Genomic DNA, 20,257 nt, shown 5'->3' with positions numbered 1-20,257 from the left:
TGTCACACTCGGACCTGGCCGCCGCCAGCGGCTATCGAACACTGACAGGGCAACGGGACCGCCATGCGGACTTGATTCATGAAAGCATTGATCGTGGGCGCCGGCATCGGGGGGCTGACGAGCGCGCTTTTTCTTCATCGTGTAGGTATCGAAGTCGAGATATTCGAGCAGACCGAGGCCGTCCGCGAACTCGGCGTGGGCATCAACATGCTGCCTCACGCCGCTCGGGAGTTGGCCGCGCTGGGCCTTCTCGAAGAGCTCGACCAGACCGGAATCCGTACCGGAGAACTGATCTACGCCAATCGCTTCGGACAGACTATCTGGCAGGAACCGCGTGGCGTGGCGGCGGGCTATACCTTCCCGCAGTTCAGCATCCATCGCGGCCGGCTGCTCGGTCTTCTCCATCGCACGGCCAAGGTGCGTCTCGGCCGGGACGCTCTCCGCACCGACCGCAGGCTGACCGGGTTCGAGCAGCGCGGCGACCGGGTGGTCGCGCGCTTCAAGGACCGCTCGGGCGCGCTTCACGAAGCAGAGGGCGATCTCCTCGTCGGCGCAGACGGGATTCATTCCAGGGTCCGGGCGATCCTCTACCCGCACGAAGGCCCTCCGGTGTGGAGCGGGATCATGCTGTGGCGCGGCATGACCGAATGGCCGGTCTGGCGCGACGGCCGCACCATGCTGATCGCTGGCGGCAACGCAGCCAAGTTCGTCTTTTATCCGATCGCCTCGACCCCCAGCGCACCGGAGCGCCGACTGACCAACTGGGCAATCATGGCCCGCATAGCCGAACATGCGGCGGCTCCCCCGCGCCGCGAGGACTGGAACCGGCCAGGAGTTCTGGATGACGTTTTGCCCTTCGTGCGCGACCGATTCCGGCTGGATTTCCTCGATCCAGTTGCGTTGGTCGAATCGACCGCGACCTTCTACGAGTACCCGAACTGCGACCGCGACCCCGTGGCGCGCTGGTCCTTCGGCCGCGTGACGCTACTCGGCGACGCCGCGCATCCCATGTATCCGGTGGGCTCGAACGGCGCCAGCCAGGCGATTCTCGACGCCAAAAGCCTGGCCGGCCATCTCGACACTCATGCCGGGGTCGAGGCCGCACTTTCCGCCTATGACGCCGAGCGGCGGCCTGCGACGGCCGAGATCGTGATCGCCAACCGCAAGGGAGGCCCCGAGCGCGTCATCGACACGGTCGAGGCGCGCGCGCCGCACGGCTTCGACGATATCGAGGCGATCGCCGGATACGAGGAGAGACAGGCCATCGTGCGCGGCTACGCAACGCTCGCAGGATATTCCAGATCGCAGGTCAACAGGGCAACCGGCCTCGACGACCGCACGCTTCCGGGGCGGGAGGGCGGCACGCACGAGAAAAGGACGACACCATGATGAAAGCGCTGCTTGCCGGCGTGGCGATCACGCTGGCGCTTGCCGAGACCGCCTCTGCCGAAACATTGAAGATCGGTTTTCTCACCACGCTTTCCGGGCCGATGGCGCCGATCGGGAAGCACGCTCGCGACGGCTTTCTCCTTGCCGTCGAACAGCGCGGCGACAGGCTGGGCGGAATCGAGGCGCAGGTGATCGTTCAGGACGATTCGCTGAAGCCAGAGTTGGCGGTCGGCCATGCGCAAAAATTCATCGAGGGCGACCAGGTCGATTTCGTGGTCGGGATGATCGCTTCCAACATTCTGCAGGCCGTCTTCCAGCCGATCGCCGAGAGCGAGACCTTCATGATAGGCGTCAACGCGGGAACCTCCATCTATGCCGGAAGCCAGTGCAATCCATTCTTCTTCTCCACGTCTTCGGAGAACAATCAGGTGCCCGAGGCCATGGGCAAGCACGTGCAGGACGCGGGTTACCGGCGCATCGTCATGATGGTTCCCAACTACCAGGCCGGCCGCGACGCCATCGAAGGCTTCCGGCTACACTATCGAGGCGAGGTGCTGGAGGAGATCTACGTGCCGCTCAACCAGCTCGATTTTGCGGCCGAACTGTCCCAGGTTCGGGCTCTCCAGCCTGACGCCCTGCTCGTCTTCATGCCGGGCGGCATGGGCATCACGCTAGTGCGGCAGTTCAACCAGTCTGGCATGGCCGAAAGCCTCCCGTTCCTGTCGGTCTGGACGGTCGATGAAACCACGCTGCCGGCTACACAGGAAGCGGCAAAAGGCCTCTACAGCGCGTCTCAGTGGGCTCCCGATCTCGACGTGGACGCCAACCGGAAATTCGTGAGCGCTTTCGAGGCCGCATATGGCTACACGCCGTCGGCCTTCGCTTCGCAGGCCTATGACGCGGCACTGCTGATCGATTCCGCCGTGGCCGCGGTCGAAGGCGACCTCGACGACAAGGATGCACTCCGGCAGGCACTGCGCGCTGCCGATTTCACCTCAACACGAGGGAATTTCCGCTACAACTCGAACCACTTCCCCATCCAGGATTTCTATCTGGTCCAGGCGGCTCCGCGTCCTGACGGTTCCTATGCGACCACGATCCGGGAAAAGATCTTCGAGGACCATGCCGACAGGAAGGCGGCGGAATGTCCGATGGCTTCGCAATGAATGCGGCGCCGATTTTCGCAGGCATGATCGGGCCCGGGAATTTCTGCCATCGAACGTTTTGTGGATAAAACCGACCGCCATCCCGACCGCAGTCCGCCGAGATGAAGAAATGTTGCAGGAGGAACAATGGCTTGCAAGATTCTTCAGGAATCTTTCCCCTCCGATTTGTCCACACATCCGGCCGCTCCCTCATACTCAGTCCCGGCAGCTTGCTGGTGGGGACGGGTGTACACGACCGGCATCCAGGCAAGTGTGGCGCCGGAGACGATACCCGCTGGGTCGCGCGGATCGCTCCGGCCCCGGGTCGCGCCTGTGCGCCCGCGCTCCGTCCCAGCATACGGGACAGGAGCGATGGGCCGGACAGCGATCAGGGGAGAAAACGCCGGCGGCGCATGGCAGCGCGTCAACTAACTAAATTGATAGGCGTCGTTGCCATGCGCCGCTCCCCACAATGGCCAGACGCGAGAGCGGGCGTGGCGACGGAGAGGTGCGTGCCGGGGACAGCTTACTTTCTTTGCGCGAAAGGCGAGGGCAGTCGATCGGTTCGTGCGGGCGGAAAAAGTAAACTGTCCCCTGCGGCAAACCGGCGGAGCGCTCTGTGCGAACCGCGCCGAAGGTTACGGAACCGAAAGGGGTGGCGCCGGATTTCTCCAAGGCAGCAATGCCGAGGACCTGAATGGCCACCGAGCAGATCAGTCCGCGCTATCTAAATCTGGACTCGTGGTCCACGGACGAAATCGTGGCCGCCATGTACGAAGGCCAGCTTTCGGCTGCCGCGGCGGTGCGCGGCGCGCTGAACGACATAGCGGCCGCGGTGGATGACGCCGTGCCTGCGCTTGAGCGGGGCGGCCGGATCGTCTATGCCGGCGCGGGCACCTCGGGCCGTATCGCCGTGCAGGACGGAACGGAACTGCCGCCGACCTTTGGCTGGCCCGCCGACCGGATCGTATACGCGATGGCTGGCGGTCTCGGCGCCCTGGTCGAGAGCGTCGAAGGCGCCGAGGACGACAAAGAGGCAGGATCCGCGGCCATGGCGGACGCCGGCGTCGGCCCCGACGATGTCGTGATCGCAATCGCGGCCAGCGGCGCCACCCCCTTCACGATCGGCGCATTGCGAGCCGCAAGCGCGGCCGGAGCGGTAACGATCGCGCTGGCCAACAATGCCGGCGCGCCTTTGTTCGAGGTGGCCCGCCACCGCATCCTGGTGGAGACCGGAACGGAGGTGATCGCTGGCTCTACGCGCATGAAGGCGGGCACAGCGCAGAAGATCGTGCTGAACCTCTTTTCGTCGGCGGTCATGGTTCGGCTCGGTCGCGTCTATCTCGGCTTGATGGTGCATATGCGCGCCAGCAACGCGAAACTGCGGCAGCGGGCCGAAGGCATGGTCAGCCAAATCGTCGGCTGCGAGGCTAAGGATGCGGCGCGCTTGGTCGAGCAGGCGAAAGGCGACGTCAAGACGGCGGTCCTGCTGGGCTTCGGGCTTGAACTGGAGGAAGCCGCAAAGGTGCTGCAGCGGCACAAAGGAAGCCTCCGTCACGCCGTCGACGAACTCAGGCGCGGATAGCCGTGCTTTCACGCCGGCTTGCGCCGCCGCTTTTGCTGATCCGATCTTGCGGATCGGGAGACCATCGGTTCGCAGTGCGCCGGCTCTCAACCCCGCAACGCCTCGCGGCGCTTGAGCAGAAACCGGCGGATCGCCGGATCGGACGAAAGGCCCGTGGCGATATCGTAGGCTTTGCTCGCCTCTTCCATTGCGCCGTTGCGGGCAAGAAGCTCGGCCAGCGCCGCCCAGTAAGGCTGGTATTCATTCAGCCGGTTTTCCGGCGACGCCTCCGGCATGGCTTCGAGCCCGGCATCGGCGCCCTGCAGTTCGGCGATCGCCAGTGCGCGGTTGACTGCCGCCACGGGGGAGTTGGTCAGCGCAAAAATGGCATCGTAAAGCTGCAGCACGTCGCGCCAATTGTCCTGCCCAGTCCGGCAGCGATGGACATGAGCCGATTGCAACGCACCCTCGAGCTGGTAGCGGCCGATCGCGCCCCGCGCGGAGGCGCGCCGCAGCGCTGTTTCGGCCTCATCGATCATGTGGGCGTCCCATTGCGTGGCGTCCTGTTCGGCCAGGGGCACGTAGTCGCCATCCGCATTGCGCCTCGCCGGTCGCCGCGCCTCGATGTGGAGCATCAGCGCGAGCAGGCCGAGCGCTTCAGGCTCGTCAGGCAGCAGGGCTGCGACCAGGCGGGCCAGAAAAATCGCCTCGCCGGCAAGATCGCCTCGCGGTGCGTCAGTTCCGAGCGGCTGCGTCCAGCCTTCCGCGAAGGCGGCGTAGACGGCGTCGAGCACGGCCTCCAGCCGGTCGTGCAACTCGTCGCGGCCGGGCGGGGCAAAGGGAATGCCGGCCTCCCTGATCGCGACCTTGGCTCGGACCAGGCGCTTGCCCATGGCCGCCGGCGAGACCAGGAACACCGAGGCGATCGCCGCCGCGTCGAGGCCAAGCACTGCCTGCAACATCAGCGGCGCGCGAATGCCGGGTTCGATCCTCGGGTCGGCGCAGGCAAACATCAGCGCCAGGCGTCTGTCGGGAATGCCCCCGTCCTCGGCTGCGGCCTCGATCTCCTCCGCAGCGATCCGCAATTGCCCGCTGGCCAGGTCGCCGGTGCGCCGCCGCCGGCCGGCGTCGATCAGCTTGCGGCGCGCGACCGTCAGCAGCCACGCCTCGGGATTGTTTGGGCAGCCTTTCGCCGTCCAGTCGGCAAGGGCGGCCGCGAAGGCTTCCGACAGCGCGTCCTCGGCAGCCGCGACATCGCCGGAGCGCGCGGCGAGGTAAGCCACGAGCTTGCCGTAGCTGCGTCGCGCGACGCCCTCGGCCTGGGCGCGCGCCATCGACCCGTCGCCGGCGGTCATGCGCGTCGCTTCACATGGCTCGACCAGTTTCGGCATGCCGCTGCTCCGATTGCGATGCTTGTTTCGGGGTCCGGCTTACACCGGCCAGATCTCGCGAACCTCGACCACGCCATGGTCGACGGTTGGGCAGCGCGCCGCCCATGCCATGGCTGCATCGTGATCGGGCGCTTCGATGAGATAATAGCCGCCGATCTGCTCCCGGGATTCGGCATAGGGGCCGTCCAGCACTTGCGGCTTGTCGCCGGCGATGCGTATCGTGGCGGCTGAAGCGCTCGGCCGGAGGCGGTTGGTGGCGACTAGCGCGCCGGCTTTCCGCAGCGCCTCGGTATAGGCGACATAGGCGGCGGTGCCCTGTTCCTGCTGGGCCGGGGTCAGCTTCGGCCAGCCAGCCTCGTTCACATAGAGCATCAGAAGATATTGCATGACTGTTTTCCTCTCTCATTGACGGTCGGGTCCATGCCCCACCGGCGCAATGACGCGCCAAACCTGCCGGTTTGGACAGAGGAAAGCAAAATTATCCGGCCCGGCGGGGCGCGTTACCTGCGCGACTGCATCGCCTCGTTCACGTTCCACATTTCGCGGTCGCCCGGCGTCTCGGAAAGCTCGGGCACCGGCAGCATTGCGCGCAGTTGGTCGTGGTGGCGCAGGCCGTTGGGGGCAATGTTCTAAGGAAGGAGCAGAACGGCGCGCCGAACCCGACCGCGCAGTTGCCCGATTGTGTTGTTTCCTGCCCGTTACAAAAATGCATCGACGCAGCATCAGTCAGATACAATCCGCGTTTACCTTCGCTAATATCAAGAATCGAAGGTAGACGAAGACAACTCAGATGCCCGTGATCGCAACAGTCCCACAGTCAGACCGGCAATGGCAGCCGCGCGAACGGCCGGCGCGCTTTCCGCGGCTGGCGCTACGCCAGCGGTCCAACGATCATCCGATGGTGATGTTTTCCGTCATCGTCGCCACCGCCTTTCTTTCGATGGCGCTGATCCCGACCTCCGGGCCGGCCTGGGCCTCGTTCGGAGGGCCGCTCAAGCTGACCGAAGACGCCGCTACGACCGCTAAGACCTACAGGCTGCCCATGTCGGAAACCGACCGCGCTTGCCGGGGGCAGGCCTGGGGCGCCGAGAGCGCCGATTGCCTCGGCGTCATCGTCAAGGAGTCCGGTATGGGCAAGCCGCGCAAGATTCGCATGGTCGCCAGCGCAAAACCGCTGACACATACCCCGAATATATTCTGATCGCCGTCGGGCCCAAACCTCCGGCGTAAATTCGCCCTTCATCGACGCCCCTCGATGAAGGGTCTTTTTTGTCCCTCTACCGGGCGAAATCGACCTGGTCGTTGATGACCGCAAGCACGCCGCGCACGTCGAGAGTGGCGAACGGCTTTTCCAGTATCTGCGGCCTGAGATGTGCCGGGAGCGCATCGATTTCGACCTTCGCACCGATCATGTCGCCGGTGACCAGCACGAAGCGCCGGGCGAGGTCCGGCCGTTCAGCCATCAACTGCCGATAGACCGTGATGCCGCTGTAGCCAGGCATGCGCAGATCGCTGAAGATTATATCGGCCTCGTATCCGTCGAAAATGTCGGCCGCCGAGGTCCAGGCCGGGACGATATGTGATTTGATGCCCATCAGTTCCAGAAGATCCGAAAGGGAGCCGGCGACGTCAGGCTCGTCGTCGATGATCAGCGCATGCCGGAGCCCACCGGAATGGGCGCTCGCGCCCGGCGTGACCATGGTCCCGCTGGCGGCCGGCAGTTCGACAACGAAGCGTGCGCCGGTGGGCTCCATCGCCTCGAAGCGCAACCTGCCATTGTGCCGCTCGACGATCGATTTCGAGATCGACAGACCGATGCCGGTGCCCACGCCGACCGGCTTGGTGGTGAAATAGGATTCGAAGATGCGGTGGCGGATGGTTTCGGGTATGCCTGGGCCGGTGTCAGCGACCGAAAAGCCGCAATTCCCGTCTTCGGTGCGGAAGCTGCGCACCTTGATGCGGCGCTCGCCATTCCACGCCGCCAGCGCGTGCTGGCTGTTGACCAGGAAATTTGCTGCCACCTGGGTCAGGTGGTCGGCATCGCCGAGAATGGTGAGAGGTCCCTCGGCGAATTCGGTGTCGATGCCGATGCCGCTGCTTCGTGCACCATAGGCGGTGATCTCGAGTGCGGCGCGGAGAACGGAATTGAGATCCATTTCCGTCTGCGCGGTCTGGTGCAGCCGCACCATGCCGAGAAAGCTCTTGACGATGCGGCCGCAGCGCTCGGCCGCGGCGCGCACCTTTTCGGCGCGCAGTTTCGTCGGAGGATCGGGTGCGAATTCGTGCAGCAGCGTCGATTGCGCCACGACGACGGCCAGCGGATTGTTGAGTTCGTGCGACACGCCGGCAAGCAGGGAGCCCATGGCGGCCATTTTTTCGTTCTGGTGCAGTTTTTCCCGCTGGCGGTCGATCTCCTCCTCGGCTTGCCGCCGCTCGCGCAGATCGCGGATCGAACCGATGAAGAGGCACCGGTCGGCGACCTTGACTTCGGTCGCCGTCAGTTCGATCGGGAAGATCTGCCCGGATGCATCCTGTGAAATAGTTTCAAGCCGGCGGCCGATCATCGGCGCGCCACGGCGCCGCATGTACTCGCCGCCGTTGGCGTGCCCCTCGCGGTAAAATTCGGGAATGATGGTGTCGAGGACATCCTTGCCGATAATTTCGGCGCGCCCGTAGCCAAACATCTTTTCGGCGGCGGGATTGAACTCGAGAATCTTACCACTTTCGTCGATGACGATGATGGCATCGAGCGAGGCCTGCAGCATGGCCGCGTGGATGATCTCTCCGACATGCCGCTCGGAAAGCGAGCGCTCGATGGCGTCGCCCATAGCCAGGGCCACGATTTCAAGCGCGGCCTTCTCCTCGTCGGTCCAGGTGCGTTCCCGGACGCAGTCGTTGATTGCCACCGTGCCCCAGGCGTGGCCGTGGGCGAACACCGTTACGGACATGAAGGTCTTGATCTTCTGCCTTTCGAAATCATGCCGAAGGAAACCATCTATCTCGCTGGTCAGGCCGGCAAATATCTTGCCCTGCCGGCCCTCTACTGCCAGCCTGCCAAGGAGCGGGTCGGAGTGGATATGCGACTGCAATATGATCGTTGGTGGCGCTGAAATGCCTTCCAGGGTCTCGTCCAGCCAGTATCCGGAGATCGACTGGACGAGGCCCTGTTCGGGATCCTCTCGCAGGCGGAACAGGATAGTACGATGGACGTGCAGCGACCGCCCGAGCAGTTCCAGAATACCGCCGATCTCCGGCTGCCAGTCATCGGCATGCCTTAACCTGCGCGCAATGCGCATGGCCGCCACTGTCACGCCCGGATCGGCGATCTCAAGGTCGACGCTGGGAGGCGTGGTGCCGATCATGCGATACCCGAGCAAAGGGCGGACATCGTCAATGACCGTCCTCTGGAAGTGAGAAGATATAACCTTCGCCGCGCACCGTACGCAGGAATTTCGGGTTGGCCGGATCGTCCTCGATCTTCTTGCGCAGCCGCATGATACGGATGTCGACGGCGCGCGAAACTTCCGGCTCATCGGCAAAGCCGATGGCCTCGGACAATGCGGCGCGGCTGAGCAGCCGGTTGGCCCGGGTCAGGAACACTTCGAGCACGTCGAACTCGCTCTTGGCCATGTCGACCAGCACACCGCCGGGGCCGGTTATCATGCGGCCGTCGAGATCGGCGCTGAAGCCGCCGAAGGACACGATGCGGCGCGGACGCGCTTCGGCCGCGATTTTTTTAGGCTGGATTTCTTCCGGCGGCGGCACGCGCCGGAGCACGCTGCGGACGCGCGCCAGCAATTCGCGCAATTCATAGGGTTTGACCATGTAGTCGTCGGCGCCGAGTTCCAGGCCGACAATGCGGTCGATCGAGGCGCCGGCCGCCGTGGCATAGATGATGCCTATCGGCATTTTCGAGCGCAGCCAGCGGCCGAGCGACAAGCCGTCTTCGCCGGGCATGGCGATGTCGAGAATTGCCAGATGAAAGCTCTCGGTGGCGGCCAGATCGCGCATCGCCTGCGCATCGCCCACCGCGGTCACGTCATAGCCGTTCGCGCCGAGATATTCGGCGACAGCATCCCGCAAATCGGGCTCATCCTCAACAATGACGATCCGCGCGCGCAGTATGGTCTCGCCTCCGCTATCAGCGGAAAGTAGATTGGGTATAAACATGTTGTCCAGTGATCATCCGAAATTGCTGGGCGGTGGGGAAAAATAGATGGCAAGAAGACCTGTCATTGGGCTTGTCTGCGCGTCGCGCGAAACTGGCCGTGACCTTCGAGATCATCTGGAGCGGCGCGGCTTCGAGGTCCGCGAAGCTGCAGAAGAATGGGCCGCGGCGTCGCTGCTTTCCGCGCCCGGCCTTGATGTTGTTGTTGTTGCCGGGGGCTTGCCGGCGGCATCCGCGCGCGACCTCCTGAAGCGGTTCGGCGGCGAAAGCGGACCGGCATTCATCATGATCTGCCGGCCCGGCGACCTGGTCGAGCGGGTGCTGGCGCTGGAACTCGGGGCGGCCGATGTCGTCGAAAGCCCGGTCAATCCGAGGGAACTGGCCGCCCGCATCGGCGGCCTGCTGGCGCGCCTGGGTAAGGCGGCCCCGGAACTCGCCATTTTCGAGAATGCGACCGTCGACCTGAAAGCGGCGCTGGTCATGCACCGGTCCGGCGGGGAAGAGCAGCTTTCGCCCGGCCAGATCGCGCTTTTGCGGCTGTTTCTGGCGAGTCCGCGCAAGGTGCTGACTCGCGACGACATCATCGCCGCCGCGCCGGCCGAAAGCGCCGACGCCTTCGACCGGTCGATCGATTCGCGCATTGTGCGCCTGCGGCGCAAGCTCGATACCGAAAGCATCGTCACGATTCGCGGCGCCGGCTACAGGTTCGACCCGCCAGCGGATTTTCGTGAATGACAGGCGCCCACGCACGCTTTTAAAGCGCCACGATTCCTATCTGCGGCAGACTGTCATGATAGGCGGTGTCGGCGGCATGCGCGCGCTCCTTTAGCAACACGGTCGCCACGCCGGCAAAGCCGAGCAGTCCCTGGAAGTAGATTAGCGCGCTGAGCGCGCCGGCGGCGAATTTCGATTTCATGGCGGCGTCCTTCGGAATGCCTGGGCAGTGCTAAAAACTGTCGGTGCGGCGGGGATCGCCCGCATTGGCCGTCTGGGCTGCGGAAGCGCGCCTGACCGGAAGCGGGTCGAAACCCAGCCGCCAGCGGCCTGCTTCGCGGCGAATGCGCAGGCTGGCGATCAGCCAGACGATCGCAAACAGCGCCATTGCGTGCAGAAGGGTCGCGTCGCTTGCACCGGCAACTGCTCCCGAGGCTACTTTGCGGGCGGGATCCGCCATCACGCCGACGCCGGCGAGCGCCGCAGTAGCGATCCCCACCCGCACCAGCCAGGTTGCTCCAATCCGTATCATCTTCGTTTTCCATGCGCGTTTCGTTGCGTTGGCTGTGAGCTAAGCCTGAAATGTATCCGGACGATGCCGCGCAGAGCGCGGTTCTGTTGCAAATACTGTGTTGTTGGATGCTGCTTTTACCTGCTTTGTGACCGTCCGCTCCATAATCGGGCATCGTTGTGGGCAAAATCGGGCAAAACCGGAAACAATTACGAAACCAAAACTATAACCGGCGAAATCAAATCGAAACACTCAGGAACGATAAGGCACTCCATCGAAGACGGCCCGAGGGGCCATTTGGGGGAGACATCCATGAACGCCACGCTTTCCACGAAACTCATCAACGTCATCGCAGCCGCTCTTGCCGGCATCGCGCTCTTTCTCGAGGCCGGATCCAGCAGCGCGCATGCCTCCGGCAGCCAGATCGTCGCCCGCATCTCCATCTCCCAACAGAGGATGGATGTGCTGATCGACGGCCGCCCGACTTTCGCCTGGAAAGTCTCGACCGCCGGCAAGGGCTACAGGACGCCGACCGGTTCGTTCAAGCCGACGCGCATGCACAAAATGTGGTATTCGCGCAAATACGACAATGCGCCGATGCCGCATTCGATCTTCTTCCATGGCGGCTACGCAGTTCACGCCACGCCGCACATCAAGCGGCTCGGCCGGCCCGCCTCGCATGGCTGCATCCGGCTGCACCCGGATCATGCCGCGGATCTCTACCAACTCGTCCAGACCTTCGGCCCGAGCAACACCAGCATTGTCATCGTGAAGTGACGGGCTCTCAGAGACCGTTTGATAATTCTCCGGCGGGCGCCTGACGCTGTTTTCTCCGCTTCCGGTGCTCACGGACCCAAATGTCCGCTGCGCTCCGGTTCTCGAAAACCACGCCATCTGCCTCGCCGGAGCGAATTCTCAAACGATCTCTCACACCGTCCAGAAGTAGCGGACGATGTGGAAGAAGACCGGGGCCGCGAAGACAAGGCTGTCGGCGCGGTCCATCATGCCGCCATGGCCCTCGATCAGATGACCCCAGTCCTTGACGCCCTGGTCGCGCTTGATGGCCGAGGCGACAAGGCCGCCAAGAAAGCCCATCAGGCAGGCAAGGAAGGCGACGCCTGCCGCTTCCAGCGGCGAAAACGGCGTCAGCCCGGACAAAAGCGCGCCGAGCGCGCTGGCGCTCAACAGACCGCCGATCAGCCCTTCCCAGGTCTTGGATGGCGATACGGTCGGCGAAAACCGATGCTTTCCGAACAGCTTGCCGAAAATATACTGCAAGACATCGCTGCCCTGGACGGTGACGATCAGGAAGGCGATCAGCAGCAGGCCGCGATTTTCATAGCCGGGGATCGGCAGGGTCATCAGCGCCGGCACGTGGCTGACGCAATAGACCGCCATCATCACCGCCCATTGCTGCGCGGCGATGCGCTCAAGGAAACGTTCGGTGTCGCCATGCAGCGCGGTGATCGCCGGCATGATCAGGAAACAATAGACCGGAATGAAGATGGTAAAGAGGCCGTACCATTCGGTCCACACCAGCCAGTACTGCATTGGAATGATGATGCCGAACATGCCGAGCAGCACCCAATGGTCGCTGCGCCGCGAATGGGTCAGCGTCACGAATTCGCGCAGCGCCGCAAACGAGATCAGCGCGAACAGCACGATCATGCCGTCCTTGCCGAACAGGAAGGCGATGGCGATCAGCGCCACCATCACCCACCACGCCTTGATGCGCTGGTTGAGATTGATCAGCGTCGGACTTGGTTCGGCCGCGCGCCAGGTCAATATTCCGGCCACAACGCTGGCGATTGTAAGAACGCCGGCAAGGCCAAGGACCAGAAGCGTCGTTTCGCGCATCATCGGGAAGATCTCCGGCTCAAGGACGGGTCGAGCGCCAGAAGTGCGGCATGGGCGCGGTTCAGGAAATCGCGGCGGTCCTCGTTTTCGGCCACCGCTATGGGCGCGCCGAAGATGACGCGGCACAAAAGCGGCACCGGCAGGAACTGGCCCTTGGGCAGCACGCGCGACATGTTCTCGATCCAGCAGGGGACGAGTTCGACATCGGGCCGGGCGATCGACAGATTGTAAAGGCCCGAGCGGAAGCGCAGCAGCGGCTCGTCGGTCATGTTGCGCGTTCCCTCCGGGAAGATGATGAGGGAATCGCCCCTACCCAGCACGTCCAGCATGATCGTGATCGGGTTCTGGGCGGGCTCCGTCCAGGCGCGATGGACCAGCACGGAACCAAGCAGGTCCTCGGCAATGAAGCGGCGCAGCCTGGTCTTGCCCCAATAGTCGGCGGCGGCGACGGCGCGGGTACGGGCGCGTTCGCTCGCCGGCAGGCTGGCCGACAGCAGAATGAAATCGCCATGGCTGGCGTGATTGGCGAAGTAGATGCGCTGGCGCTGCGACGGCGCCGAACCGCTCCAGATCGGCCGTACGCCGGTGACGGCGCGCGCCAGCATGGCAAGTGCAGCCGAGGCGATCGCGCCGAGCAGGCGGCGGCCGGCGGGCCTCGTACTGCTTGGGGTTTCGAGCTTATCTCGAACAGCCATCGCGTCGCTCATGGTTGGAACGCCAGCGGTGCGGCCGTGACCGCAATGGCGAAGACGCCCAAGGCGAGGCGCTGCCGGAAAACCAGCCGCCGCGCGCCGGCCATGCGCTCGGCGAGGCTTCGTGTCTGTTCCGGTTGCGGCTTCAGCCGCATGCGCGCCAGCGCATCGTCGACCGCTGCACCGCCGGCCGTTTCTCCTTCGTAACTCGCCATCAGGTGGAAGAGCGCTGCGTCGAAGCGGATGAGCGCCGAAAGAGCGAGAACGGCGAGCCCGCTCACCGTGGCGACGATCGCGATCGCCGCCGCCGGCCAACTATTCGGCGCGACCCCGCCGGCGAGCGCGGCCAGAGGCGCGGCGGCCAGCACCGCCGCCACGACAACAGTCGGCCACAGCGCCTGACGCGCCAGCCAGCCGGCAAAGCCGTTGCAGGTTTCCAGCACCGGCGTCATTGCGCGGTTTCCCCGGCTGCAACAAGCGGCGGCGCAAGATGGACCGGCCGTCCGGCCTTGCGCAGCATCGCCTCCGCTGCGGCCAGGTCCTTTGCCCTTCCGGTCGAAATCAGCCAATGGGCGACGGCGCCGGCGCTGCGCTGGAAGCCCAGCGCGCAACAGACCAGCACGGTTCCATGCGCCCGCGCCGCCTCGATCGCCTGCGCAGCCCGTTCGAGGTCGGTCGCGGTGGGCTGCACGAGGTCCATGGCGGCGATGCTCGCCCATGCCGGCGTCGGCCCAAATGGTCTTGCGAATTCGGAGGCGAGATCGATTACCGAGCCGTAGCCGCTCGATTCACTTGATCGTGGAAAGCGGCCGAGAAACACGCCGTCTGCGATCTCGACTCGCGCCGGCAGGCGCCGCGTCCAGGCCCAGGCGTTGACCTTCGCACCGAGCCGATATGGCGCGAGCAGAAGACGGCTGGCCAGAGAAACCGTGCCGTCAGCTTCTTTCTGGAAGATTTTTGCGCCCGCGCCGAAATAGCCGAAGGCGACGATAGCAAGCGCCAGCGCCGGCCACAGCAGCACCAGCCAGATCGCTGAAGCGAATGCGCCGATGACTGACGCTGCGAGGAGCAGCATGGCGCCGGCCGCATAACATGCGCCGAGCCGTCTTGCCCAAGGATCGCCGGTCAGCGCGAAGCCGGCAAAGGGCAGGGCGCCGGCGCGGGGAAACAGCCACAACGCGGACAGGCCAAGCAATGCGCCGGTCGGGATGTCAATGAAATGGTGCTGCCATGTGGTCAGCACCGACGCGCCGATGAGCAGGCACCAGCCGTGCCAGACAATCTTTGCCGGCTCGGGAAGCCGGTGGCGCAGATGATCCCAGATGATGACGAGCAGCGCTATGTGCAGCGAGGGCGCCTGGTTGAACGGCTTGTCGAAGCCGCCGAGCACGGCGAACATAAAGCCCGGCAGGCCGGTGGTTTCGGGCCGCACGAAAGTCGCGGCCAGCGGAAAGGCGAGGAAGCAGGAGACGGCGACGACCTGCGCCGTCAGATAGCGTCCGGCAAGGCGGTCGAGGCCACCCTTCGTATCGTTGACGAACAGCGACAGCGCATAAAACAGATTGATCGACCAGTAGGGCACAATGGTCCAGGCGATGAACGGAATAGCGCGCTCCCACTCGAAGACGATGCTGCCGACATCCTCGCGCCGCGAGGCGAGCCAGTTGGCGCCGCCATAGGTCAGATAGAAGAACGGCGCCAGGAACAGCAGCCACAAGGCCGCGCGTTTCGCCACCGGCCCGTAGGGTTCTGCCACCGTTTCCTGCGCATGCATTTCGGACAAAAACCTCAGATGCGCTCGGCCAGCGACACGGTGAAGATGCCCCACTGGTCGATGCGCTGGTCGAGCTTGCGAAAGCCGGCGGCCTCGACGAGCTGGTCCATCTCGCCTTGCGTGCGCCGGCGCATCACCCAGGCCTCGTTGCCGCGATGCGAGGTCAGGCTGCGCGCGATCATCTCGAGCTGCGGGTGCCACGGCTGGTTGGTGTAGATCAGCAGCGCGCCGGGCGTCATGGAGCGCGCGAGCCCGCCGAGAGACCGCGCGATCAGCGCATTGTCCGGAAAGAGTTCGTAGAGGCCGGAGACGATGGCGAGATCGGGCGCGGGGTCCTGCGCGGCGAGCGTATCGCCGTCGAAGGCGTCGGCGCGGTGGAACGAAAAGCTCGGCGGCAGATCGCGCGCTGCGATCAGCTTCTGGCCAGCCGCGACATTGATGTCGGAATAGTCCTGCAGGCGAACGGCGGCGGGCTGTTCGGGGCATTTGGCGATCGCGTCGAGCACGTAGCGGCCGTGGCCCGCGGCGATGTCGAGCACGTTTGCCGGCCGGCCCGCCAGCTTCAGGCGCGCGATGGCGGCCGGGATCATATCTTCCAGGTGGATCTTTCGCTGGCGAATGCCGCGCCAGCCGATTGCATCGAGGAAGATACGGTCGACGGCGCGGCCAATAGGCCCGCCGCCGCGCGCTTCGTTCTCATAGACATAGTCGAGGGTGGAGCCGGAATCGAAGCCGGTTTGAACGCCGGTCTTGAGGCCGTTGGAGAACCATGCGCCGAGTTTTATGAAAGCGCGGTTCAGCGCCCAATAGAGGCCCTTCGGAGACATGGGATCGAGCGGCGAAGCGAGCCGGTCGGCCTCGTCGCGGGTGAAGCCCGACCGATGCGCCTGGGTCAGGTCTGCGCGGGCGACCGGCTTGGCGAATTGCTCCGAGATGAAGCGCCGTACCTCCGCGACCGCCGGCGCACGGTCGCGCTCGCCCAGCGTGTCGTGGAAAAAGCCCTTCAGCACGTGGCGCTCTTTGATGGAACTGCCAAGATTGACGAAGAATTCGTGCTGCGGCGCATGCCTGACCACCCAGTCGCTGCCAGAGATCAGCAATTGCGTCGGCACGGTGATGGCGCGGGCATCGCCCACCACGCGGGCGGCGTGCCGGTAAAGCTCGACGAGTATGTTCGAGGCGATCGGCCTTGTGATCAGCGGGTCGGCCTCGAAAGAGGCTATGCGCTCTGGGTCGTGGGTCAGGAATTTGGCCTTCACATAGGAATTGACGAAGAACACGCCGCGCAGCTTCTGCCACAGCGCGATGCTTTCCCTAGCGAAGGGTACGTAGAGTTTTACGGAGAAGGCGGGCGAGGCCAGCACCAGGGCGCGGATGTCGGGTGCGTAGTCGTGGACCCAGGTTACGGCAAGCACGGCGCCGACGGATTGGGCGACGACCGCCATGTCGCCGGGCTTGAAGCCGTCTCGCGCCTCGATTTCGTGCATGAAGCAATCGACGTCGCGCACCGATGCGGCGAAGGACGGGGAATAGCCGCGTTGGCCCGGCGACCTGCCATGGCCGCGCGCGTCCCAGGCGTAGAAGGCGTAGTCCGGCATTGCGAGTTCGTCGACCAGATGGGCGACGCGCCCGCCATGCTCGTGGCCGCGGTGGAACAGCACAATTGCTCCCTTTGGGGCAGCGCTTGCTGCCGGCCAGCAGCGGTAAAATATTTCGGCGCCGTCATGAGTGAGGAAGGTGCGCTCGACGGCGGGTCGCCCGGCGGCAGGCGGCGCGGCAGACAGGGTCTCGTGCGGCATTTGCGGGTTCCTCAGGACGCAAATCAGGCCGCGCCGACGGCGAGGCCGCTGCGGACGCGGTTGATGACAGTGACGAGCGACAGGAGCGCCATCGCCGGGAAAATCCACGAGGCGATCACCGGAATGGCGAAGCCCGTTGCGACCGCCACCGCAATCGCGCCGAGAGCCAGCGCGCGGTCGCTCTTTCCGAAGGGGCCGGCATAGTTGCGGCCGGAGCCGGCGGCCACGCCGAGCACGCCGGCAAACTCGGCGAACACTGCCGCGATGGCGAAGGCGGCCACGCCCCAGGCGGGGAAGGTCGCGACCAGCGCGAAGGGAAGAATGAGGGCAAGATCGGAGACGACATCGCAGAGTTCGTTCAGATACATTCCGAGCCGTGAGGCCTGGCCATGCTCTCGCGCCAGCATGCCGTCTATCGCGTTCAGCGCCATGCGGATGAACAGAACGGCCGGCAGCAGCAGAAACACCCAGCCGACAGTTGGAAACGCCGCCATCGCGGCGCCGGCCGCGATCGACAGTACTGCCGCGGCGAGCGTCACCTGGTTGGCGGTCGCGCCATTGGCGGCGAGCATGTCGACCAGCGGCCGGAGCGATGACTGGAATGCAGGTTTCAGCGCGTAAAGTGTCGGCATCAGAACGGCTCCCCCGAGTCCGCAAACCTTGACTTGAACCACGTTCACGTCTCTATTGCCATAATTATGAACACTGTTCAAGATGTTTGTGAACAGTGTTCAAATCATGGCGGCCAAGGATGGATCATTGGCGAAGAAGACGCAAGAACGGCGCGAGCAGCTCAGGCGGTCGCTGATCGAGATCGCCGAGCGCAGGATCGCCGAGAACGGTTATCCGGCGCTGACGGCGCGCGACGTGGCAGGTGAGGCCGGCTGCGCGGTCGGCGCCATCTACAACATCTTTCCGGACATGGACGCGCTGGTGGCGGCGGTCAATTCGCGCACGGTGGCGCGTCTCGAGGCGGCGGTCGCCGAGGCCTTCGCGCGCGATCCTTCGAGCGCACTGCCAAAGCGCGCGCTGACGCTGCTCGGCCAGACCTATTTCGAGTTCGTGTTGGCCAACCCCCGGCTGTGGTCGGCGATTTTCGAGCTCGGCCTCCGCGCCTCGAAGGATGTGCCGGAATGGCAGGTCGCCGAGCACATCCATCTGCTCGGCCACATCGTCAAGCCGCTGCGGCTGCTTTTGCCGGAGGAAAGCGAGGAGCGGCTGTCGCTGCTTGCAAAATCGCTGTTTTCGGCGGTGCACGGTATCGTCAGCCTCGGCCAGCAGCGGCGCTTCATGGCCGTGCCGCCGGCCGAGATAGCCGCCCAGATCACCTTCATCGTCGAGGCGTTCTGCGACGGCGTGGTCGCCCGCAAGGGTTGAACGTCCGAATTTGCGGTCACGCCTTTGTGAAATGCAAAATTTGCATTGCGGCTATGCAAGAGCAGTCGTTCAAACTTGAACCGACCGCACCTATCTCATGCCGGCAAACGAAATACCGGAATGAACGAGGGTATCATGAACCTGATCCGCAATTACCGTAACTGGCGCCGCTATCGCGAGACCGTGAACGAGCTGAGCCGCCTGTCGAACCGCGAACTAAACGATCTCGGCATCAACCGCGCCGACATCACCGTAGTCGCCAACAAATCCCTGTAACACTATTCGGCGGGGCTCTCCTCCCTCCCTGCCGACACCGGCCAGCGTCTTTCCCTCCCCTGGATGCTGGCCACCCCATGGAAAAGCCCGCCGGTGCGTCCGGCGGGCTTTTTGTTTCGAGCCGCCTCTCGCCAGCGGATCAAACGGCTTCCTGCGGCTTGCCGATGCTTATCTCGCATTTCAGTCCGCACTCATCGAAGAGCAGTGTGACCGAACCTTCGCCGCGCGCAAACAGACCGCGTTCGAGGAGCCGCGTTCCAAATCCCTTCTTGCGCGGCTGCTTCACCGGCGGCCCGCCGATCTCCCGCCATTGCAGGCTAAGAGCGCCATCCGGCGAGACCGACCATGAGATCGAGACGCGCCCCGACGGCCGGCTCAGCGCGCCATATTTGGCGGCGTTGGTCGACAGCTCGTGCAGCGCCATGGTGATCGCAACCGCCTTCTTGCTGGAGACGGCGGTATCCTCGCCCGAGAACACGAAGGGGTCGCCTTTCGGGTCGCGATAGGGCGTCGTCGCCTTGTTCACCACGTCGACCAATTGCGCACTGGAAAAATCGCCCAGCGTGATCGCGTCGTTGGCCGCGGCCAGCGCGCGCAGCCGGGCCGAGAACGAGCCGAACGCCTCTTCCATGTCGGTCTTGCCGCGGAAGGACTGGTTGGCGATGGTCTGAATGATGGCAAGTGAGTTTTTCACCCGGTGCTGGAGTTCGCGCGCGATGATCTTCAGCCGCTCCTCCGCCCGCTTGCGCTCGGTGATGTCGAGCAACACGCCGATGACCCGCTGCCCGGCTCCCTGGCCGCCGGGCACGAACTGGGCGCGCAAAAGCATCCATTTCTGCGTGCCGTCGGGCCAGAGCTGACGGAATTCCGACTGTAGTCTCGTCTCACCGCGGGCGAGCGCTTCCGCGCCCTCCTTTTTCAACCGTTCGCGTTCGCCGGGAGCGTAGCGCGAACGAAATTCCTCGATGGTCGGCCGGGCGTCCTCGGGAAAGCCGCACAGCCGGTTCAACTCCGGCGAATGGGTGATCGTATCGTTGGCCAAGTCGACCTCCCACACGGCAATGTCGGCGGCTTCCATCGCCAGCCGCAGCCGCGCCTCGCTTTCCAGCGCAGCCTCTTCCGCCTTGGCTTGTTCGGTAACGTCCTGCAGCGTGCCGACATAGCGCACCGCTTTCTCGACGCGATCCACCTCCTCGAAGATCGCCTCGCCATGCGCGACGACCCAGCGAACCTCGCCGGTCGCGAAATGGCGGATGCGGTAGCGGTAGATGTCGCGGGATCTGATCTGCGGATCGATCGCGCGGCGGGCCTGCGCCGAGGCTTGCGGCAGGTCGTCGGGATGGGTGATCGAGCGGACCATCTCGACGTTGACCGGCTCGTCCAGCGGAAACCCGCAGATTTCCTTCGCCCGGTCGGAATAAATCATCTCGTTGGTGATCAGGTTCCAATCCCAGATCCCCAGCGCCGCCGCCCTTGTGGCGATCGCCAGCCTGCGCTCGCTGTCTATGTCCGAGGACCCTGTGCCGGTCATCGCCCCCTTACCTGCTTTGACCGCAACTCATCACGACGACCCTGCCTTCGCAACGGATTTGTGCGGTCT

At 64.5% G+C, this 20,257-nt stretch carries 21 protein-coding genes; 8 read left to right on the top strand and 13 right to left on the bottom strand.

All coding sequences use genetic code 11. The annotated features are described in order from the left end of the window. Nucleotides 1–78: 78 nt before the first annotated feature. The 3 genes from ABVK50_RS22535 (at nt 79) to ABVK50_RS22525 (ending at nt 4,119) form a co-directional block, all read left to right on the top strand. Nucleotides 79–1,389 (top strand): flavin-dependent oxidoreductase, encoded by a 1,311-nt coding sequence (locus tag ABVK50_RS22535; RefSeq protein WP_353644464.1) that lies wholly within the window; start codon nt 79–81, stop codon nt 1,387–1,389. Further along, complete coding sequence (locus ABVK50_RS22530) at nt 1,386–2,555, top strand: ABC transporter substrate-binding protein (RefSeq protein WP_353644465.1); 1,170 nt, start codon at nt 1,386–1,388, stop codon at nt 2,553–2,555. Before ABVK50_RS22535 ends, ABVK50_RS22530 begins: the two co-directional genes overlap by 4 nt. 676 nt (nt 2,556–3,231) lie before the next feature. Next, nucleotides 3,232–4,119, top strand: a complete 888-nt coding sequence (locus ABVK50_RS22525) for an N-acetylmuramic acid 6-phosphate etherase (protein WP_353644466.1) — start codon at nt 3,232–3,234, stop codon at nt 4,117–4,119. An 86-nt stretch (nt 4,120–4,205) separates the two neighbouring features. Here the strand turns inward: ABVK50_RS22525 and ABVK50_RS22520 are convergent, their stop codons facing one another. Beyond that, nucleotides 4,206–5,489 (bottom strand): DUF6596 domain-containing protein, encoded by a 1,284-nt coding sequence (locus ABVK50_RS22520; protein WP_353644467.1) that lies wholly within the window; start codon nt 5,487–5,489, stop codon nt 4,206–4,208. Between the two features lie 39 nt (nt 5,490–5,528). Continuing rightward, entirely contained in the window at nt 5,529–5,876 is a 348-nt protein-coding gene (locus tag ABVK50_RS22515; protein ID WP_353644468.1) for a YciI family protein, read from the bottom strand. A 403-nt stretch (nt 5,877–6,279) separates the two neighbouring features. Between ABVK50_RS22515 and ABVK50_RS22510 the strand changes: the two genes are divergently transcribed. After that, nucleotides 6,280–6,690 carry a hypothetical protein gene (locus ABVK50_RS22510; RefSeq protein WP_353644469.1) on the top strand — a complete coding sequence of 137 codons (411 nt, stop codon included), beginning with the start codon at nt 6,280–6,282 and terminating at the stop codon, nt 6,688–6,690. Nucleotides 6,691–6,766: 76 nt separating this feature from the next. Here ABVK50_RS22510 and ABVK50_RS22505 read toward each other — a convergent pair whose 3' ends face one another. Further along, nucleotides 6,767–8,851, bottom strand: coding sequence for a PAS domain S-box protein (locus ABVK50_RS22505; protein ID WP_353644470.1), 2,085 nt, complete (start codon nt 8,849–8,851; stop codon nt 6,767–6,769). Nucleotides 8,852–8,879: 28 nt separating this feature from the next. After that, nucleotides 8,880–9,659, bottom strand: a complete 780-nt coding sequence (locus ABVK50_RS22500) for a response regulator transcription factor (RefSeq protein WP_353644471.1) — start codon at nt 9,657–9,659, stop codon at nt 8,880–8,882. 46 nt (nt 9,660–9,705) lie between these two features. Here ABVK50_RS22500 and ABVK50_RS22495 point away from each other — a divergent pair, with 46 nt between their 5' ends. Beyond that, complete coding sequence (locus ABVK50_RS22495; RefSeq protein WP_353644472.1) at nt 9,706–10,392, top strand: response regulator transcription factor; 687 nt, start codon at nt 9,706–9,708, stop codon at nt 10,390–10,392. Nucleotides 10,393–10,411: 19 nt separating this feature from the next. On the opposite strand, the gene ABVK50_RS22490 is transcribed toward ABVK50_RS22495, so the two are convergent. Together ABVK50_RS22490 and ABVK50_RS22485 are read right to left on the bottom strand one after the other, a co-directional pair. Beyond that, nucleotides 10,412–10,573 (bottom strand): hypothetical protein, encoded by a 162-nt coding sequence (locus ABVK50_RS22490; RefSeq protein ID WP_353644473.1) that lies wholly within the window; start codon nt 10,571–10,573, stop codon nt 10,412–10,414. 30 nt (nt 10,574–10,603) lie between these two features. Then, a complete protein-coding gene (locus tag ABVK50_RS22485) occupies nt 10,604–10,903 on the bottom strand; it encodes a hypothetical protein (RefSeq protein ID WP_353644474.1) in 300 nt (99 codons plus the stop codon). A 291-nt stretch (nt 10,904–11,194) separates the two neighbouring features. Between ABVK50_RS22485 and ABVK50_RS22480 the strand changes: the two genes are divergently transcribed. After that, nucleotides 11,195–11,659 (top strand): L,D-transpeptidase, encoded by a 465-nt coding sequence (locus ABVK50_RS22480; protein WP_353644475.1) that lies wholly within the window; start codon nt 11,195–11,197, stop codon nt 11,657–11,659. Between the two features lie 150 nt (nt 11,660–11,809). Here ABVK50_RS22480 and ABVK50_RS22475 read toward each other — a convergent pair whose 3' ends face one another. The 6 genes from ABVK50_RS22475 to ABVK50_RS22450 all read right to left on the bottom strand — a co-directional run bounded on the left by ABVK50_RS22475 (nt 11,810) and on the right by ABVK50_RS22450 (nt 17,636). After that, nucleotides 11,810–12,742, bottom strand: a complete 933-nt coding sequence (locus ABVK50_RS22475) for a phosphatidate cytidylyltransferase (RefSeq protein ID WP_353644476.1) — start codon at nt 12,740–12,742, stop codon at nt 11,810–11,812. Beyond that, the gene (locus ABVK50_RS22470; protein ID WP_353645847.1) at nt 12,739–13,344 is read right to left on the bottom strand and encodes a lysophospholipid acyltransferase family protein; all 606 of its coding nucleotides are present in this window, start codon (nt 13,342–13,344) and stop codon (nt 12,739–12,741) included. Before ABVK50_RS22470 ends, ABVK50_RS22475 begins: the two co-directional genes overlap by 4 nt. A gap of 98 nt (nt 13,345–13,442) precedes the next feature. After that, nucleotides 13,443–13,883: a hypothetical protein gene (locus ABVK50_RS22465; protein ID WP_353644477.1), complete on the bottom strand. Its 441-nt coding sequence runs from the start codon at nt 13,881–13,883 to the stop codon at nt 13,443–13,445. Then, nucleotides 13,880–15,205, bottom strand: coding sequence for a phosphatase PAP2/dual specificity phosphatase family protein (locus tag ABVK50_RS22460; protein ID WP_353644478.1), 1,326 nt, complete (start codon nt 15,203–15,205; stop codon nt 13,880–13,882). Before ABVK50_RS22460 ends, ABVK50_RS22465 begins: the two co-directional genes overlap by 4 nt. 14 nt (nt 15,206–15,219) lie before the next feature. Beyond that, nucleotides 15,220–17,004, bottom strand: a complete 1,785-nt coding sequence (locus ABVK50_RS22455) for a bifunctional alpha/beta hydrolase/class I SAM-dependent methyltransferase (protein WP_353644479.1) — start codon at nt 17,002–17,004, stop codon at nt 15,220–15,222. 23 nt (nt 17,005–17,027) lie between these two features. Continuing rightward, nucleotides 17,028–17,636 (bottom strand): CDP-alcohol phosphatidyltransferase family protein, encoded by a 609-nt coding sequence (locus tag ABVK50_RS22450; RefSeq protein ID WP_353644480.1) that lies wholly within the window; start codon nt 17,634–17,636, stop codon nt 17,028–17,030. A gap of 127 nt (nt 17,637–17,763) precedes the next feature. On the opposite strand from ABVK50_RS22450, the gene ABVK50_RS22445 reads away from it, so the two are divergent. After that, nucleotides 17,764–18,381 carry a TetR/AcrR family transcriptional regulator gene (locus ABVK50_RS22445; protein WP_353644481.1) on the top strand — a complete coding sequence of 206 codons (618 nt, stop codon included), beginning with the start codon at nt 17,764–17,766 and terminating at the stop codon, nt 18,379–18,381. A gap of 135 nt (nt 18,382–18,516) precedes the next feature. Beyond that, the gene (locus ABVK50_RS22440; protein ID WP_353645848.1) at nt 18,517–18,657 is read left to right on the top strand and encodes a DUF1127 domain-containing protein; all 141 of its coding nucleotides are present in this window, start codon (nt 18,517–18,519) and stop codon (nt 18,655–18,657) included. 139 nt (nt 18,658–18,796) lie between these two features. Here ABVK50_RS22440 and ABVK50_RS22435 read toward each other — a convergent pair whose 3' ends face one another. After that, the gene (locus ABVK50_RS22435; RefSeq protein WP_353644482.1) at nt 18,797–20,188 is read right to left on the bottom strand and encodes an HWE histidine kinase domain-containing protein; all 1,392 of its coding nucleotides are present in this window, start codon (nt 20,186–20,188) and stop codon (nt 18,797–18,799) included. Between the last annotated feature and the right edge of the window lie 69 nt (nt 20,189–20,257).

The organism is Mesorhizobium sp. WSM2240 (assembly GCF_040438645.1).
Classification (GTDB): domain Bacteria; phylum Pseudomonadota; class Alphaproteobacteria; order Rhizobiales; family Rhizobiaceae; genus Allomesorhizobium.
Note: the sequence above shows the minus strand (reverse complement) of the source record. Positions and strands in the feature narration are given on the sequence as shown.

Excerpts from the sequence above, each read along its gene's own strand:
- ABVK50_RS22535 (WP_353644464.1), top strand. The coding sequence starts at position 79 with ATGAAAGCATTGATCGTGGGCGCCGGCATCGGGGGGCTGACGAGCGCG.
- ABVK50_RS22530 (WP_353644465.1), top strand. The coding sequence starts at position 1,386 with ATGATGAAAGCGCTGCTTGCCGGCGTGGCGATCACGCTGGCGCTTGCC.
- ABVK50_RS22525 (WP_353644466.1), top strand. The coding sequence starts at position 3,232 with ATGGCCACCGAGCAGATCAGTCCGCGCTATCTAAATCTGGACTCGTGG.
- ABVK50_RS22520 (WP_353644467.1), bottom strand. The coding sequence starts at position 5,489 with ATGCCGAAACTGGTCGAGCCATGTGAAGCGACGCGCATGACCGCCGGC.
- ABVK50_RS22515 (WP_353644468.1), bottom strand. The coding sequence starts at position 5,876 with ATGCAATATCTTCTGATGCTCTATGTGAACGAGGCTGGCTGGCCGAAG.
- ABVK50_RS22510 (WP_353644469.1), top strand. The coding sequence starts at position 6,280 with ATGCCCGTGATCGCAACAGTCCCACAGTCAGACCGGCAATGGCAGCCG.
- ABVK50_RS22505 (WP_353644470.1), bottom strand. The coding sequence starts at position 8,851 with ATGATCGGCACCACGCCTCCCAGCGTCGACCTTGAGATCGCCGATCCG.
- ABVK50_RS22500 (WP_353644471.1), bottom strand. The coding sequence starts at position 9,659 with ATGTTTATACCCAATCTACTTTCCGCTGATAGCGGAGGCGAGACCATA.
- ABVK50_RS22495 (WP_353644472.1), top strand. The coding sequence starts at position 9,706 with ATGGCAAGAAGACCTGTCATTGGGCTTGTCTGCGCGTCGCGCGAAACT.
- ABVK50_RS22490 (WP_353644473.1), bottom strand. The coding sequence starts at position 10,573 with ATGAAATCGAAATTCGCCGCCGGCGCGCTCAGCGCGCTAATCTACTTC.
- ABVK50_RS22485 (WP_353644474.1), bottom strand. The coding sequence starts at position 10,903 with ATGATACGGATTGGAGCAACCTGGCTGGTGCGGGTGGGGATCGCTACT.
- ABVK50_RS22480 (WP_353644475.1), top strand. The coding sequence starts at position 11,195 with ATGAACGCCACGCTTTCCACGAAACTCATCAACGTCATCGCAGCCGCT.
- ABVK50_RS22475 (WP_353644476.1), bottom strand. The coding sequence starts at position 12,742 with ATGATGCGCGAAACGACGCTTCTGGTCCTTGGCCTTGCCGGCGTTCTT.
- ABVK50_RS22470 (WP_353645847.1), bottom strand. The coding sequence starts at position 13,344 with ATGCTGGCGCGCGCCGTCACCGGCGTACGGCCGATCTGGAGCGGTTCG.
- ABVK50_RS22465 (WP_353644477.1), bottom strand. The coding sequence starts at position 13,883 with ATGACGCCGGTGCTGGAAACCTGCAACGGCTTTGCCGGCTGGCTGGCG.
- ABVK50_RS22460 (WP_353644478.1), bottom strand. The coding sequence starts at position 15,205 with ATGCATGCGCAGGAAACGGTGGCAGAACCCTACGGGCCGGTGGCGAAA.
- ABVK50_RS22455 (WP_353644479.1), bottom strand. The coding sequence starts at position 17,004 with ATGCCGCACGAGACCCTGTCTGCCGCGCCGCCTGCCGCCGGGCGACCC.
- ABVK50_RS22450 (WP_353644480.1), bottom strand. The coding sequence starts at position 17,636 with ATGCCGACACTTTACGCGCTGAAACCTGCATTCCAGTCATCGCTCCGG.
- ABVK50_RS22440 (WP_353645848.1), top strand. The coding sequence starts at position 18,517 with ATGAACCTGATCCGCAATTACCGTAACTGGCGCCGCTATCGCGAGACC.
- ABVK50_RS22435 (WP_353644482.1), bottom strand. The coding sequence starts at position 20,188 with ATGACCGGCACAGGGTCCTCGGACATAGACAGCGAGCGCAGGCTGGCG.